Consider the following 17,990-nt stretch of genomic DNA (forward strand, 5'->3'; position numbering starts at 1 on the left):
ATTTTAGTTGCTAAATTTAAAATTAAAATAGAGGATTAAACTGATTTTATTCTCCAAGTAATACTTTGATAATCTCCCTGTAAATCAGGTATAGTTAGTCCTCCATACATAAGTTCATCACCACCAAATATTTCTTGGAAGCCTTCAACTGAATAATTCTTTTCAGGGTCCAAGCCTCTTAAATATAGTCTTCTTATTGGGTCATTTGGTATGGCAAGAACACTAAAAAAACTCACGAAAGCTTCAGTTTTATCTTCTGAGACAACTATAAAAGAAGCTTCATTGCTTTCAAATGGATTAAGAAGTCTATGCATATCTCCAAATTGAATAAGTTCACGTAATTCTTTATAAGTTTCAACTTGCTTTTTTACAGTTTCTATTTCTTCATCATTAAAGTTTGTAAGATCAAGTTCATATCCAAAGTTACCAAGCATTGCAACATCCCCTCTCATTTTAAGAGAAGTATTTCTATGAACTTGATGATTTGGTACTGCAGATACATGAGAACCCATAGTGCTTATTGGGTAAACTATGCTTGTTCCATATTGAATCTTCAATCTCTCAACAGCATCAGTATCATCACTAGTCCAAATTTGAGGCATATAGTAGAGTATACCGGCATCAAATCTTCCTCCGCCTCCAGAGCAGCCCTCAAATAATATATTTGGAAAAGCGGTTGTAAGTTTTTCGTATATTTTATATAAGCCTAACATATATCTATGAGATGTTTCTCTTTGTCTTTCTGGTGGAAGAAGAGCAGAAGCTATTTCAGTCATATTTCTGTTCATATCCCATTTAATATAGCTGATATTAACAGAATTTAAAATTTTAGATAAAGAATATATAATGTAGTCACATACATCTTCTCTAGAAAGATCTAATACTAGCTGATTTCTTCCTTGAGTGCGATATCTCCCTGGCACATGTAAGCACCAATCAGGATGTGCTCTATATAAATCACTGTCTGGTGAGACCATTTCAGGTTCAAACCATAAACCAAATTGTAAGTCTAAATTATTTATGCGATTAGCTAAATCCTCTAAACCATTAGGAAGTTTATTTTTATCAACCACCCAATCTCCAAGAGAAGATTCATCACCATTTCTTTTTCCAAACCAGCCATCGTCAAGAACAAAAAGTTCAATTCCAAGTTCTTTTGCAGCTTTGCCAATGTTTTCGATTTTTTCAGCATTAAAATCAAAATAAGTTGCTTCCCAGTTATTTACAAGAATTGGTCTTGCTTTGTCTCTATAAACACCTCTACATAGTCTTTTTCTATATAGTCTATGATAAGTTCTAGACATTTCACCAATACCTTTTGAAGAATAAACCATTACTACTTCAGGAGTTTGGAAGTTTTCATTTGGTTTAAGTAACCAAGAAAAATCAAAAGGATTTATCCCCATTGATATACGGGTAGTTTTGAATTGGTCAACTTCTGCTTGAGCAAGGAAACTTCCACTATATACTAAGCTAAAGCCATATACCTCACCATGTTCTTCAGTAGCATCTTTGCTGAGTAATGCAATGAAAGGATTTTGATTATGACTACTTGAACCACGTCTGCTTTCTATAGATTGAGTACCAACTAAAAGTGGAGTTCTTTCTATATGCCTTTCTCTTGCCCATGCACCATGAAGGTGTAGAAAATCATAATTAGAACTATTAAAATCTATACTCATACTTAAAGCTCGTTGCAGCTTTAAATCTTCTTTACCAAAATTTAAAAATTTTGCATTTCTTGTTATAACATCAAAATCTTCATAAGCTGTATAGGATAAAATTACTTTTAAACCAATTAATGAATCGGATAAAGATATTTCTAAGGTTTGAGCTTCATCATCGCTTTCAACATAAGTTGCTGGAAGACCCTCTAATTTTACTTTTCCATTAATTATTTTATGCGATTCGTATCTGAGATCAGTTATAGTAGTACCATTTTCAAGTTGAATTGAATATGCAGGTACACGAAAATCACTAGTTCCATAAGAAGGATATTCTTGTGGAAGTGCATCAAGGGAAAGAAGTTTGTTATTGGGATTAGGATTTGGTGAAAAAGAACATCTTTCTCTAATTGGTAATAAATTATCAGAATTAAAAGTTCTTAGTTTTCTTCCAAAGTAAACATGTGAAAGGTAACCCTCGTCAGTGATTTTTATTATATAGCTAGTATTTTTAGCTGTTAAGTGAAAGGCTTTTGTGTTGTTATCAAATTTAATACTCAAATTAATTCCTCCAATTCAATTAAAAAGTTTTAAAAAGATTTAATAATTACATATAGAAGCTCTAATTTATACTATATTTAAAGATACCTAATGTATTTGAAGATGCTTCAGAATATTATGCTTTGTGATCAATTGATATTTGATCATTGATAACTGAAACTATATATTAAAGTATAAAGATATCGATAAAAAATGAAATGGAATAAAATAAGATTATTATGGTATAATCTAAGAAATTAATTATATGCATTTTAATAAATGAGGTATTGAAAATGAATGAAGATATTAATATGGAATATTTTTCGACGATAAATGATGATGGATTTGATATTACTGTATATCAATGTGGCATGGAAAAATGTAAGAAATCACATTCTTATGGACCAGCAATTAGAGATCACTATTTAATACATTTTGTACTTGAAGGCAGTGGGATATTTTATGTAGGTGGAAAGTCATATAGGATAAAGAAAAATCAAGGATTCTTAATTTGTCCTAACATTGTTACTTATTATGAAGCTGATAAGGAAGAACCTTGGATATATACTTGGGTTGGATTTAAAGGTATAAAAGCTGAAAAATATTTAAAATTAGCAAATCTTGATCAAGAAAATCCTATTTTTGAATGTACAGAAGTAGCTTTTGTACAGGAATGTTTTGAAAATATGAGGAAGTCTACAGAATTAAAATATGGAAGAGAATTAAGATTGCAGGGATTGCTAATAATGTTTTTATCGGAGCTTATTGAGGAAGCAGGAAAAAATGTTATTATAAGCAGTAATTATAAAGAAATGTACATAAAAAAGAGCCTTCAGTTTGTTGAGATAAATTATTCTAGTAAGATAAGTATATCTGAAATGGCTAAAAGTGTAGGCCTGAATAAAAACTATTTCAGTACCTTTTTTAGGGAAAATATAGGAGTAACTCCTCAGCAATATATAATAAAATATAGAATAAATAAGGCCTGTGAACTTATGAACAATCAAGGCTTAACCATAGGGGATATTTCACGATCAGTAGGGTACGATGATACCCTTGGCTTTTCTAAAATATTCAAGAAAGAGAAGGGGATATCTCCTAAAAAATATAGGGAAAAAGTACTATTTTGATATCAATAACTCGAATAAGGAACATGAAATAATAACAAGTTAATAGGTGATTTTAGTGTTTGGGAGAGTGTAAAATAATCTGTGTAAACTTCATGAAGATGATTGTATTTAGAATACTACCTAAATTCAGTATTTGTGTAACATCTCAAATGTAAGAGTTCGCTGATAATTTTTGAAGACATGCAAATTTGAAATGCAAGTATAGCAATAGACAATTTTGGCGTAGGGGATACTATGTTGATACCGTAGGAAGAAATAAGAAGATATAGCATATGAACAAATGAGCTTGAAGGAATATATTGCCCCCTTTACAAGTGAGCCAGTAAATAAAGACAAGAAATAAAGCACTTTTTAGGTGCAGCCAGTAAAGATATGCGGTTGGTAAAATGTTCAATGTGCAGGCAACACAGCCAGTAACAAATGCTTATAGGCGCAGAGCAAGCCACCCATTTTACGGGTGGTCCTGACTTCTATAAATAACACTCTTATACTTCATTAATTGTATCAGTTACCACCATATTTTGAATACGTTTTGATGGAGCATAGATTGCAGCAATAGTCGTAATTGCAACAACCAAAAGCACAATAATTATATGCATAATAGGAATACTCCAAGTAGCGTAGTTAAAATAAGCAGTAATAAGCTTGTCGTATAGTAACTTGTTAATGAACAGACCAACTACAACTCCCACAATACAACCTGATATAGAATAGATAAACGCTTCAGCGGCTATCATTTTGGTAATCTGATGTTCATTCATACCGACTGCGCGCATGACTCCATATTGCTTTATTTTTGCGGATACGCTCATAGAAATACTGTTCATAATATTTAATACAGAAACTAAAGTTATAATTGTCAAAAATCCATATACAAAAAACGTAAATGCCATATATGTGCTGGATTGCATAGTCCGTAGGTCTCGGTTATCGCTAAACTTGTACTTTTCACCTACGACATTATGGAGGGCTTCAACATTTCTGTCAGTTGCATCTTTTGTCGTCTGTATAAGAATAAGTGAATAGTCAGTTACGCCGGTAAGGCGAGTAAAAGTTTTCCCAGAAGTAATGAGTGTTATTTTTCCATTTGGAGCACCGTTATCACTAAATGGGTTACATTTTAATAGCCCTGCGATTTCTACTTCCTTATTGCCTACTTGTACTTTATCTCCTATTGCTAAAGGATTGTCCTTGTCCCAGATTGTAAGTACGTAATTACTGTCTCCATAAACTTTTGAAATATCGCTGCCTTTTCTAAGTTGCTTATCTTTTGTAAGACAGTCCAAATCATAATCATCATAGGAAATCATATCGATTGTGTTTGTTTGAGAATTTACTTCTGCCGGAATATCAAAGTAGCTCCTTCGGCCAAAAACATGTTTTACACCTGACATACCAATTATTTTATCAAGCAGTACACTATCTATGGAATTTGAACTGTTATTACTAGAAATGCTGATATCAGGAGTATCTGAAAATTGAGGCATAATATAGCCGATAAACTCTATTAAGACTGAAAAGCTCAAAAACAGAATAATGCTAAGAGCAAATGAGCTTGTCATAAGTATTAAGTTTTTCTTTCTAGATACTGCATGATGAATACCGAGGACAGTTTCAATTTTTAAAAAATGGGTATTCAACCCATGGGTTGCATTCTTTGTGTTTTCTAAATTTCCTGATACTGCCATTACAGGCGATACCTTTGCAGCTCGTTTTGCCGGAGACCTGGCGGCAATGAGTACTGTAACAACTCCAACAATTATTCCGCTGATAATGCCAATTGGACTGACTTTCCAAAGGGGTATATTAGAGAACTCTACCGCCACAAGAAACCGTAGCCCAGCACATAATCCCCATGTGACTACAATCCCAAGTATCACACCTATTGGAACCGCAGTTTTGCACCAATTGAGGGCTTCCAGTTTGACAAAACGGATAATCTGTTGTCTGCTCATTCCAATGCAGCGCATCATTCCAAAAAACTTTGTCCTTTGGGCAACATTACTGTTTATACTGCTTGAAATCATCAGTATCCCTGCAATCATTATAAGCACAAATAGTACAGCTGCTGTAGAATATAGAGTTTGCATCGATCTTACACTAAGGTCTTGCTGCTTATCCAGTAATCTTGATGTCTCCATTCTAACACCCATATCTGCCATACTAAAAACAGCAGTTACCAAAAATACGGCAAATATAATACACAGAAGCGTCATGTGGTTTTGTCTTCTGTGTACTTTTGCAGAAATCGGAATTAGACTAAGATAGCTTTTCATTCGCGGCACCTCCTAAATCGGTCAGTATGCCATCAGACACTTGTAGTATCCGATCTGCAGCCTGTGCGATACTTCGGCTATGGGTAATCATAATAATAGTCTGCTGGTACTTTCTTGCAGCTTCTTTTAGCAAAGTAATCACTTCACTGCTGTTTTGCGTATCCAGATTACCCGTTGGCTCATCGGCAAGGATAAGCGATGGCCGCGTAATTAGCGCACGTCCTATTGCTACACGCTGTTGCTGTCCACCTGATAATTGACTAGGTAAATGGTGACGGCGTTCTTTCAAATTAAGCACCGTAAGTAGTTCTTCAAGATACTTTTTATCAGGCTTTTGATAATCAAGAAGTACGGGAAATATGATGTTTTGCTCAACATTCAATTCTGGAATTAGATTAAAACTCTGAAAAATAAATCCAATATTTCTGCGACGAAAGATTGTTAAGTTACTATCTTTCATGGAAAAAATATCTTTACCGTCAATAAATACCTTGCCGGAAGTTGGCATATCAAGTGCACCTACTAGATTAAGAAGTGTACTCTTTCCAGAGCCAGATTCTCCGACTATTGCGACAAATTCGCCTTTCGGAACGGAAAAGCTGATATCTTTTAATGCATGTACGGTAGCTTCACCGTTACCATAGGTTTTAGAAATTGATTTAACTTCCAATAAATTCATAGGTTATCCACCTCTTTCTATCTTGATATTGAAATATTATCATATCAATCTTACTTTTATATGACACTTATCCTACAATTTTGTAGGAATTAAAAAATTAATTGTAAAAGTAGTGCCAATACCCAATTCGCTATCAACCTCGATTGTTCCATTGTGTGTTTCAACAATAGCTTTTGCAAGGGGTAATCCAAGTCCGATACCTTGTGTGTCTTTAGAAAAACGACTGCGATAAAATCTTTTGAAAATATGATGTAAGTCCTCTGGGTGAATACCGCTTCCGTTGTCTTTTATGATGACTTGAATAATAGATGTGAATTGTCTCCATTCAATATAAATAGCATTTCCTTTTTGCGTATGGTCAAAAGCGTTTTTAACAATATTGCTGATTGCTTCAATCAGCCAAGTACAGTCACATAATAAAGTAACGTCATCATCCCCGGATAGATATAGTTCCTTTTCCTCCTGCTTGGCACGAAATGAAAAGTGCCTTTCTATACTGCCCATCATTTCAGATACATTTTCTTTATTTTTTTTGATCACGATTGTTCCGGCGTCGAGTTTGGTGATTTTCAAGAGGTTTTGCACCAGTGTTTCTATTCTGTCAAGCTCCTGCTCTGAAAGAGAAGTAAATTCTTTGATTGTCGGTAAACTCTTGGCTTCTTCTTGCATAATTCCATTATATATATTAAGAGCAGCAAGCGGAGTTTTTAACTGGTGAGAAATATCAGAAATGGTATCTTTCAAAAATTTTTTTGTTTTTCCCTCATTTTCAGCGTGGGCATTTAAAATGGAAACTATGGAATTTACTTCATGAAATAATCTGTATATCTCTCCTTCATCATTACATTCAATACGTGCACTTTGATTTCCAGAAATATATTCTTTGATTTGCGTTACCGCATTCTCCATGATTATATTTTGTTCCCTGAAATACATATAGACTATTACTAATATGAAGATACTCATGCACAAGGAACATACCAGTATATATAGCGCTACATTTTTAAAGTTCAAACCTATTAAGGTAGCAGAAATCAAGGTAAAGGCTACTATAAGAAGCAATACCAAACAAAAAAGTTTTTTGATTTTCCTGTTTACCAGTATTTTCATCATACACCCCCATCAACAGCATTCCATTTATACCCCATACGTCGAACAGTCACTATTTTTTGAGGCTCGCTCGGATTATCTTCGATTTTTGTACGAAGTCTGCGTATATATACGGTAATAGTATTATTATCTATATAGTTTTCGTTGCAATCCCATAGTTTGCTTAAAATTTGTTCAGGAGAAAGAACAATATGGGGATTTTCCATAAACAGGCATAACACTTTATACTCACTTGTTGTTAAGTCAAGTTGTTTTCCATTTTTATAGACTTCTCCTTTTAGAAGTTGTACATTTATGCCATTAGAATTTAATTCAGTATCAGCTTGAATAAAATTGTCACTTCTGCGAAGCAAAGCATTTATTTTCGACATAAACACCGCCAGTTTGAACGGCTTTGTTATATAATCGTCGCCACCAATATCAAGCCCCATTATGATATCCGTTTCTTCATCAGCAGCAGTAAGAAATATAATTGGCACTTTTGATGTTTTACGAATTTTTTCGCATAAATCGTAGCCGCAGCCATCGGGAAGCGACACGTCCAAAATCACCAAATCATATTTCTTATTTGCCAATAGTGCTTCTGCTTCAAGAATTGTACGGGCAACATCTATTTCGTATCCCTGCTTTTTGATTGCAAAAGATAAACCATTAATTAAACTCAAATTATCTTCAACAAAGAAAATGTGTTTCAATTATTTTCACCGTCCTTAATTTTCTGCGCATAAATTGTTCGTATAACTTTATTGTATTTATTTTTACTAAAATTTACAACATTGGCTATAAATAATTATTTGGTAAATTAATAAAATGGATAGAAATATTTTTGCTATCCATTTCACATATTTTTATTTAATACATTTATCTTTATAGTAGAATTTTTTATCATGTTCATTGATTTCTCTCAATACACGACATGGATTTCCTACAGCAACTACATTTTCAGGAATATCGTGTGTAACGACACTTCCAGCACCTATAACTGAATTATCACCTATTGTAACTCCTGGTAAAATTACTGCATTAGAGCCTATCCATACATTATTGCTAATTCTTACTGGAATAGAAAATTGAGTTCCAGGCTTACGAAGAGTTGGATCAATAGGATGTCCAGTAGGTGTTATTGTTACATTAGGGGCTATCATAACATGCTCACCAATATAAACATCGATATCATCAACAATTACAAGATTAAAGTTTGCATAAAAATGATCTCCAATATGGATATTTGAACCATATGCAGCATGAAAGGGCGGTTCAATCCAAATGTGCTCCTTTATATCACCTAATAATTCTTTTAATATTTCTTTTCTTTTTATTTCTTCACTTGGACGCGTATGATTATAGTCATATAGCAATTCTTGGCATCTTCTACGATCAGCTTCAAGTCCTTCACCTACATCAATATATAGCATACCATTTTTCATTTTTTCTCTTATTGTCATAATAATCATCCTTAATTTATAAATTTGGTTACATGAACTTTGTATGTGGGATTTTCATATTTCGTTATTCGAAATTTCCATGCGTGACTTTTATATTTTGTTCTTTTAACTTTTCTTGTCGATCTTTCATTACTGATTGACAACTGATAAGAATATTATAAGGCTTAGAACAGCAGAGTAGGAGTGTAGTAAATTGCTAATTAATAATTGAAAATTGTTAATTCGAATATATATAATTTATGGAACAAATAATCCAGCAAAGTATGCTTTAATATTTGTTCCATATAGATATCAAAATGAATAATCAAACTTATAAATGGAATATACATGCATCATTGAGAAATTATAATCGTAACACTACACTAGAAATCAGATACATTTTTCTGGAAGCAGGCATGTGAAATTGAGCTGATGATGGTTCTTAGTGGAAGGTTGTTTCATTTTCTGCTTGTCATAAATTTACTTTAGGAACATGCAGAAATGGGTGCAACCTTCCACTTAGAACCTTTCAGCGAAAATTTCACTAGTCCTGTGGAAGATAAATGTATCTGATTTAGGTAATTGTTGCATAAGTTTAATTTTCGATTTGGATATCTTTATTAAGAAAATTTATTATATATTAGAAATTACAAAACTGTATTCTAAATCTTTGTTTGAATCTATACAGTACTCAGATAATACTGGAGCTCCCCAGCTGTCATCTCCACCAACACCCATTTGCTTTCCTATTATATTTACATTTGTAAAGTTAACTGGAGGTAAGTCTTCTTGGTGAAGAGCATTTTCAAGTTCCATATTGTTATAAGGTAAAACACTGAATTCAAATGGCAATTTTTCATAAGAGAATTTAAGTCCTTCACCTTTTTCATTTTTAATAGCAACCCATCTAGTATCAATTCTATTACCACATTCTTGTGGAACTAAGTATTTAGATAAGTTTTTAAGTGGTGTACTTGAGTAAATACCTAATTTTGCACCTTCTGCACGGTCAATGTAGTTTTCATCTGGTCCCATTCCATACCAAGAGAAGGAATTAAATTCTGATAAAAGTCTGAAGTTCATTCCTAGCACTGGTAGTATAGGTAAACCTTCTACACCTTTATAAGCTACATTTACTTTAATTGAATTATCAGCTGAAACTTCATAATCTACTTTAACCTTTGTAGTTGGTATTGTTGGAAGTTCATAAGTGTAATGAAGCACAACTTTATCAGCTTGTTCTTCCATTGAAAAATCAACATATTTTTGACAAATTGAAGCACTAAGCCATTGAGCGCATTTAAACTCATGTTTGTTTCCTCTGTCATTATCAGTTGTTGCTCTCCAATAATAAGTTTTAGGTGTTCTTGTAATGAACTCTTTTCCGCTATATCTTAAAGAAACAATCCCACCTTCTTGTTTTGAGAAAATTACTTTAAAGTCTTTTCCATGAACACCAATGTTAACATCACCATGAACTAATTTTAAAGTAGAAGTAGGAGCAGTTTTAGCAATTTCTTTTCTTTCATAAACCTTTTGCCCAAAAGCTATTTCGTAACCTTTAGCAGCCCAAAGGGTATCTTCTGCCAATACTAATGAAACAGTGTATGCAAGTTCTTCTGAACAATTATGATCTCCAAATGGTAGTTCAAAATATTTTTCTTCACCAGCGGCAACAGAAACCTTTGTAATACCTTCTTTTAAAAGTGATCCTTCTTTTTCAACTTTATAATATAAATTAAATTTATCTACATTTATAAATAAATTTTGATTTTTAATAGTAACACCATTTTTATCAGGGAATAGTTTTACATTTTGATATAAATATTTTACTTCTTGAGCTTTAGGTGATACTTCTCTGTTAGCATAAATTAAACCATTTCCTGAGAAATTATAATCTGATGGTCTATCAGTAAAATCTCCACCATAAGATAAAGTTTCCTCACCATTTGGTAATTTTCTATAAAGAGCTTGATCGCCGTAGTCCCAAATAAATCCACCTTGGTACATTAAATACTTGTCCTCAAGTTCAGTATATTTCATCATTCCGCCAGTAGAGTTACCCATAGAATGCATATATTCACAGCTGATATAAGGTTTTTGAGGATCGTTATTTAGATACTCTTCAATTTCAAAAGCCTTTGCATACATTCTGCTTTCCATATCACTTATCTTTTCATATTCTCTATTCCAGAATACTCCTTCATAATGAACTAGACGAGAAGGATCTGTTTTTCTAAAGTATTCTGACATTTGGTATATATCTTCACTAGCATAGGATTCATTACCACATGACCAAATAATTACAGAAGGATGATTTTTATCTCTTTCAAGCATTGAAGTAGCACGATCTAAAACAACAGCTTGCCATTCTGGTAAATTTCCTGGTACATTCCAAGATGGCTCACATTGTCCCATCTTTTGCCATGAACCATGACTTTCTAAATTTGTTTCATCTATTAAATAAATACCATATTCATCACATAATCTATACCATAAGCTTTGATTAGGGTAGTGAGAAGTTCTAACAGCATTAATATTATGTTGCTTCATAAATTTAATATCCCAAAGCATGTCTTCCTTTGTGATAGAACGACCACGTCTTGCACTAAATTCATGTCTATTAACACCTTTGAACACTATTCTTTTTCCATTAAGATACATAACTTTATCTTTCATTTCAAAATGCCTAAAGCCAACTTTTTGTTTAACAACTTCAACTAAAGTGTTATCTGATTTTTCAACAAATATATATAGTTCATATAAATTTGGTTCTTCAGCACTCCATAACTTAACCTTTTCAACATCAAGGGAGAAGGTTAGCTCGTTGTTAAAAGGAATATCCTTAGTTTCAACAATTTTATTTCCAGCAGCATCTTCAAGGTATGCGTTTATTTTCGCATTTTCATTTCCAATCATTTTTAATGTTGCATTAAGTTTGGCATTAGAGAAGTCTTCTGATAAATCTGTTTTAACAAACATATCCTTTATATGAGTTTCTGGTATTGCATATAAATAAACATCTCTAAATATTCCAGAAAATCTCCAGAAGTCTTGATCTTCAATCCAGCTTGCACTACTTCTTTTATAAACTTCAACAGCAAGTTTGTTTTCGCCTTCCTTTAAATAGCTAGTAATATCAAATTCTGATGGTGTAAAAGTATCTTCACTGTAGCCAACAAATTCACCATTAACCCATACATAAAAAGCTGTTTCAACACCTTGGAATGAAATAAAAGTTTGTTTGTTTTTAAGTTCATCATTAATGTTGAAAAATGTCACATAACTTCCTACAGGATTATAAGTTTTTGAAATATGAGGAGGTCTTAATTCATCATGGCCTTCCCATGGATACATTGTATTAATATATTGGCATTTGTCATAACCTTGAAGTTGGATATGTCCTGGTACTTCTATATAGTCAAAGCCACTAATGTCAAAATCTTCTTTATAAAAATCTTTAAGTCTTAAGGATGGATTTTCACTATATGAAAATCTCCAGCTTCCATTTAAATTTTGTTTAAGAGGCATATCATCATCTAGCTTTAAGTCATCCATTTTTTCAAAAAACCAATGATCTGAATGCGCATCTATTCTGTTTACTCTAAAAACTTGTGGATCTTCTAGCCAATCCAAAGATGGTTGTTTAATATTGTTCATATAAATACCTCACCTTCTTGTAGCAGTTAAGAGTTAGGAGGTATGAGTTAGGAGTTAAGGAAGAAAAGCCTAGGGCTTTTCAAAATAAAATTTAGAAATCTATTTAGAGATTTCATCCAAAACTCAAAACTGTTAACTCAAAACTGTTAACTGACTCAAAATCGTTTTCAATTCAATTGTATAAACTTCTAAGTAAAAAGTCAATTTGTTTTAGTAAAAGTTTAGTAAAATATTTTGCGATTTGAAAAGAATATAAATATATTATATAATTATATTATTTATGTAAACTTTATCAATAAATTTGCATTAGGAGGTAGAAGCTTGAGTGAATATTGTAAAATATTAATTGTTGACGATGAATTTATTATGAGACAAGGAATTAAACATATGATCGATTGGGAACAGGAAGGCTTTCAAATTATTGGAGAAGCTTCAAGTTGTCAGGAAGCACTTGAAATAATTGAAACTAATATTCCTCATATTATAATTTCAGATATAGTAATGCCTCAAGTAGATGGTATCGAGTTTACTAAAATTGTACAAGAAAAATATCCTCAAATACAAATTGTTATATTAAGCAGCTATAGCGATTTTGAGTATGTGAGATCTTCATTTCAAAATGGAGCAGTAGATTATGTATTAAAACCTTCATTAAAGCCTTTGGATTTCCTTGACACATTAAAGAAAATTGCAAAGAAAATATCAAGTGTGGATTTGCCTTCTAAAAGTACAGTTAATATTGATAATTTATTAAATAGACTAATTCTTGGTTATGATATTGATTTTGAACATTTGAATAAATTATTTATTAATCCATGTTTTTGTATCTTTGGAATTAATGCTAAAAAAGTATATCCTAATTATGAGGAGAAGCAAAAATTGCTTAGCAGCCTTATATCAGAAATAGATTTACAGGATTTTAAAGAAGAAGTAACACAAGTTACTAATATTGAAAATGATATGGTTATTATGATTATTAACTTTAAACGTGAAAACTATGCAGATGTAGAAAATAAGTTAATTAAAATTTCAAATGAAGTTGCCTCTAAATTTAGTGAAGCATTTTTTGTTTTAAGTAAAGAATTTTATAATATTGAAAATATTAAGGATATATATGAAACTGATTTTTTGTTGTTAACGCAGCAATACTTTTACAATAAGAATATTAATTTATTAGCTTCAAAAAGCTTAAAGAAATCACCTGAAATAGAAAAATTTAATTTTAAGGGTTTTTCTGAGTTGGTTTCAATATTAAAAATTCCAAAGGCTTTTGAAATGCTGACCGAGTATATAAATAAGGTTGTTAACAATAAAGCTCTTACAGAATTTGAGTTAAAGACCTTGATACAAAATTGTTTTTATAATGTAATTTCTACTTTAGAATATTTAAATAGTGATGGAATTTCATCAAATTCATTAAAGCGAGAGTGCTTTGATAAAATTGATAGTAGCAAGTACGCGGAAGATCTTATGGAAGCTTATCAAGAAATTTTAGATTTATTTAACAAAATTATAGATAAGCAAGAAAGTAATATTAATTCTCATATGCTTAATAAGATAATACAATACATATATGATCATTATGATGAACAGCTTACTTTGTCATATGTATCAAAATTATTTAATTTCAATTATTACTATTTATCATCATACTTTAGTTCACATAATGAAGAAGGGTTTAATGAATTTCTTAATAAAATAAGAATAAAGAAAGCTTGTGAATTTTTACAGAAAGATATACCTATTTCAGATATTAGCAGTATGGTTGGATATTCTGATCAAAGTTATTTTAGTAAGGTATTCAAAAAATTTACTGGAGTTACTCCAAGTAATTTTAGAAAAAACAGTATAAAAGGATTAAGTTAGACACATGGATTTGCTATTTTCTGAATGTGCCTTAAGGAAGGGAATATAAAGAATGTCGAAAATATTGAAATTTATCCACTCAACTAGTTTGTTTTCTAGAGTTGCTTCAATTGTACTTGTAAGTGTTATATTAGTATCTATTTCTATAAGTGTGATTACAATTAAAATTTCAAAAGGCATCCTTGCTGATACCTTCAGTAAATCTAATTATAAGGTTTTAACACAAATTACAAACAACATTAATGAACTTAATGATAAAATCATTAATATTATGAATGCAATCGATAATATTCCAGATTACCAGAGATATTTAACAAAAACAGAAGAAGAAATGGGGCCCCAACTTAATTTCAATACTTTGTATAATATGAAAAAAAATTTAGTAGACAAAACTGTACCTCAAAAAGATTTTTATGATATTTCTGTAGTGGTAATTGGATTTAATGGGAATACTTTTTTCCCGAATGATGGCAGCCTTGTTTTAAGTCCTGCTACAATATTAAATAGTACTATTACAAAAAATGCATTAGCAAATAAGAATGTGGTTTCATATCAATATCTGGCTAATGGGTTTACGAATACAACTAGATATTCCAGTGCATTGTTAGCAATAAAGGTTTTATGTGATAAATTCACAAAAGAGCCTTATGGATTTGTTTATGTTCTTATCAGTCAAAGTTCATTAAATAAATATTATGATCACTTCGTTGGTAATGGCAATAATATTGCAATTATATCTGACGATGGAACTATCGTTTCTTCTAATAATATGCCTAAAATAGGAACTAAAAATTTAGAATTATATAATATATCAAAAAATATTTTAGATAATGACTATAAATATGTGAACACGAAATTAGATTATTCTGATGTAGCAATATTGGCAAAGCATTTACCTACATATAATTTTAATATAGTTGGTACTATTGATAAAAATATAGTTTTAGATGAAATATATGATTCTAGAGAAATTATGGCAACTAGCACAATAATAGCATTATTGTTTATTATTATCACATTTTTTATAATAAGAACAACTACAACACCAATCTCAACCCTTGTTAAAACAATGCCTAAAATAATTGATGGTAATTTTAATAATCATATTGAGATTTCAGGGAGTTATGAAGTTCGAGAATTATCTTCAACATTTAATTATATGTTAGATGGTTTAAATAATTATGTAAATAATCAAATGCAAATGCAGAAGGAAAAGCGAAAAGCAGAGATTCATGCATTGCAAATGCAGATTAATCCGCATTTTATATATAATACACTTTCATCACTTAAATGGCTCATGTGGCAGGGGAAAGTAGAAAAATCTACGGAAACAATAGATGCATTTATTTCTTTATTACAAAATACAATTAGTAATAAAAATGAAATGATAACAATAGCGCAGGAAATAGAAAATTTGAAAAATTATGTGTTGATAAATCACATTCGCTATGGAGACAATATTAGGGTGAATTTTTTTGTAATGCCAAATTGTGAAGAATATATTGTTCCAAAATTAATATTTCAACCATTTATTGAAAATGCATTTTTTCATGGGTTTACAGATAAGGACAATGGAGTTATACATGTGCTTATAAATGAACAGAATGGAGTTTTAATTTGTGAGATTATAGACAACGGAGTTGGGATAGCAAGTAAGGATATAAAAAGTTTGTTTAGTAATTCATCTAAAAAACATGAGCATTTTACTAGTATTGGAATTAACAATGTTAATGATAGAATTAAACTTCTTTATGGAGAAAAGTATGGAGTAATTATTACGAGTGAGTTAAATGAGGGAACTACTGTAAAAATAACTATTCCTGCTCAAAAGGAATTTAAAGAAGATTAATAGTGGAGACACTAAAAGCAAAAAATAAGATTAATAAATAACTTATTGAAATAAGTAACCTATTGTGTTTTTGTTTCTAGGGATTTAATAAATGATTCCTAATGAAACAATTAAACACAATGTGCTACTTATTTTTTTATTGTACCTAATAGCAAAAATTTGTAGATTTTTGGATTAACATTCATAATTGTGAAGTAATTTTGTACTAAATTATGAATTATGACTCGTATATATTAATATTAATATTAAAAAAGTACAAAAGCATAAAAAAATAACAATTATATTTTGAAAACGTATAAAATTATGACAAATTAATATAAATTATATCATAACGTTTACAAAGAAGCGGATGTTATAATGTAAACATAAACAAGAAAACTACTAATTAATTAATTTTAATTTCAAGGGGGAAAAATTTATGAAACTTAAAAAGATCATGGCTGCAGTTGTAACTGGTATGATGGCAGTTAGCTTAATGGCATGTGGATCATCAGCACCAAGTGGAAATGCTGGATCAACAGCAAACAAAGGTAAAGATGATAAAAAAATCACAGTTTGGGCATGGGATGATACTTTCAATATTAAGGCTGTAAATATGGCAAAAGAAAAATACTTAAAAAATCATCCAGATGTAACAATAGATGTTGTAAATATGGCTCAAGCTGATGTAGTACAAAAATTAAATACAAGTCTTTCATCAGGTACATACGATGGTCTTCCAAATGTAGTATTAATTGAAGATTATAGAATTCAAAACTATCTACAATCTTATCCAGGTGAAATTAAAGATTTAAGTGGTAAAGTTGATAAAACTAAATTTGCAGATTACAAATTAAATGTTATGTCAGATGGAAGTAAATTCTATGGTGTACCATTTGATAGTGGTGTAGCAGCATTATTCTATAGAACAGATTTAATTGAACAAGCAGGATATAAGAAAGAAGATATGAAAGATCTTACTTGGGAAAAATACATAGAAATTGGTAAAGCAGTAAAAGCTAAAACTGGAAAAGCAATGCTTACTATTGATCCAAGTGATTTAAATCAACTTAGAATCATGATGCAATCAGCAGGTTCATGGTATGTAAAAGAAGATGGTAAGACAGTAAATATTGATGGTAATGAAGCATTAAAACAATCAGTTCAAATATACAAACAAATGGTTGATGCAGGTATTACTAAACAAGTTTCTGGATGGGATAACTTCTTAGCAGCATTCCAAAAAGGTGACGTTGCATCAGTACCAAGTGGATGTTGGATTTCTTCTTCAATACAAAAAGCAGATGATCAAAAAGGTAAATGGGCAGTAACAGCTATTCCAAGATTAGGTGCAAATGCTAAATCAGTAAATTCATCAAATAGTGGTGGTAGTAGCTGGTATGTATTAGATAAAGTTGGTAACTCAGATTTAGCTGCAGATTTCTTAGCAACTACTTTTGCATCAGATAATGATTTAATGAATGATTTAGTTCCAGCAATTGGTTTAGTAAGTACATTAAAATCAGCAAGTTCAAGTGCAAATTACAGTAAGCCATTAGAATTCTATGGTAATCAAGAAGTATACAAAGACATGGCATTATGGACTACTAAAGTTCCAGCTGTAAACTATGGTCTTTACACATATCAATTAGAAAGCGTTATGTCAGAAGGTATGCAAGCTATCGTAGGTGGAGCAGATATTGATGCAACACTTAAGAATACACAAAAGCAAGCAGAAGCTGCTGTAAGCAAATAATAATAAGTTAAATATAATAGAAAATGAGATTTTATAAAGACTGTTTGTTAAAGTTTT

Annotated in this window: 11 protein-coding genes and 1 pseudogene; 5 read left to right on the forward strand and 7 right to left on the reverse strand. The window is 31.0% G+C overall.

From position 1 onward, the window contains the following. Positions 1 to 35: 35 nt before the first annotated feature. On the reverse strand, positions 36 to 2,225 hold the full coding sequence (locus tag L3B98_RS00385; protein WP_238915126.1) for an alpha-galactosidase: 2,190 nt from the start codon (positions 2,223 to 2,225) through the stop codon (positions 36 to 38). Positions 2,226 to 2,497: 272 nt separating this feature from the next. On the opposite strand from L3B98_RS00385, the gene L3B98_RS00390 reads away from it, so the two are divergent. Beyond that, entirely contained in the window at positions 2,498 to 3,334 is an 837-nt protein-coding gene (locus L3B98_RS00390; protein ID WP_238915127.1) for an AraC family transcriptional regulator, read from the forward strand. Positions 3,335 to 3,460: 126 nt separating this feature from the next. Beyond that, a pseudogene (locus L3B98_RS00395) lies at positions 3,461 to 3,677 on the forward strand (transposase); the annotation flags it as partial. A gap of 142 nt (positions 3,678 to 3,819) precedes the next feature. Here L3B98_RS00395 and L3B98_RS00400 read toward each other — a convergent pair. The 6 genes from L3B98_RS00400 to L3B98_RS00425 all read right to left on the reverse strand — a co-directional run bounded on the left by L3B98_RS00400 (position 3,820) and on the right by L3B98_RS00425 (position 12,483). After that, complete coding sequence (locus L3B98_RS00400) at positions 3,820 to 5,610, reverse strand: ABC transporter permease (protein ID WP_238915128.1); 1,791 nt, start codon at positions 5,608 to 5,610, stop codon at positions 3,820 to 3,822. Beyond that, entirely contained in the window at positions 5,594 to 6,289 is a 696-nt protein-coding gene (locus L3B98_RS00405) for an ABC transporter ATP-binding protein (protein ID WP_238915129.1), read from the reverse strand. Before L3B98_RS00405 ends, L3B98_RS00400 begins: the two co-directional genes overlap by 17 nt. Positions 6,290 to 6,361: 72 nt before the next feature. After that, positions 6,362 to 7,399 carry a HAMP domain-containing sensor histidine kinase gene (locus tag L3B98_RS00410; RefSeq protein ID WP_238915130.1) on the reverse strand — a complete coding sequence of 346 codons (1,038 nt, stop codon included), beginning with the start codon at positions 7,397 to 7,399 and terminating at the stop codon, positions 6,362 to 6,364. Beyond that, complete coding sequence (locus tag L3B98_RS00415) at positions 7,399 to 8,094, reverse strand: response regulator transcription factor (RefSeq protein ID WP_238915131.1); 696 nt, start codon at positions 8,092 to 8,094, stop codon at positions 7,399 to 7,401. The genes L3B98_RS00410 and L3B98_RS00415 overlap by 1 nt, the downstream gene beginning before the upstream one ends. Positions 8,095 to 8,247: 153 nt before the next feature. Next, positions 8,248 to 8,844 (reverse strand): maltose acetyltransferase domain-containing protein, encoded by a 597-nt coding sequence (locus L3B98_RS00420; protein WP_238915132.1) that lies wholly within the window; start codon positions 8,842 to 8,844, stop codon positions 8,248 to 8,250. Between the two features lie 612 nt (positions 8,845 to 9,456). Next, positions 9,457 to 12,483 (reverse strand): glycoside hydrolase family 2 TIM barrel-domain containing protein, encoded by a 3,027-nt coding sequence (locus L3B98_RS00425; protein WP_238915133.1) that lies wholly within the window; start codon positions 12,481 to 12,483, stop codon positions 9,457 to 9,459. Between the two features lie 321 nt (positions 12,484 to 12,804). Here L3B98_RS00425 and L3B98_RS00430 point away from each other — a divergent pair, with 321 nt between their 5' ends. The 3 genes from L3B98_RS00430 (at position 12,805) to L3B98_RS00440 (ending at position 17,933) form a co-directional block, all read left to right on the forward strand. Continuing rightward, positions 12,805 to 14,349 carry a response regulator gene (locus tag L3B98_RS00430; RefSeq protein ID WP_238915134.1) on the forward strand — a complete coding sequence of 515 codons (1,545 nt, stop codon included), beginning with the start codon at positions 12,805 to 12,807 and terminating at the stop codon, positions 14,347 to 14,349. A 52-nt stretch (positions 14,350 to 14,401) separates the two neighbouring features. Continuing rightward, positions 14,402 to 16,198: a sensor histidine kinase gene (locus L3B98_RS00435; protein WP_238915135.1), complete on the forward strand. Its 1,797-nt coding sequence runs from the start codon at positions 14,402 to 14,404 to the stop codon at positions 16,196 to 16,198. Between the two features lie 418 nt (positions 16,199 to 16,616). Then, positions 16,617 to 17,933 (forward strand): extracellular solute-binding protein, encoded by a 1,317-nt coding sequence (locus L3B98_RS00440; protein ID WP_238915136.1) that lies wholly within the window; start codon positions 16,617 to 16,619, stop codon positions 17,931 to 17,933. Positions 17,934 to 17,990: the final 57 nt, after the last annotated feature.

Origin of the sequence: Clostridium sp. YIM B02555 (genome assembly GCF_022320955.1) — a bacterium.
Classification (GTDB): Bacteria; Bacillota; Clostridia; order Clostridiales; family Clostridiaceae; genus Clostridium; species Clostridium saccharoperbutylacetonicum.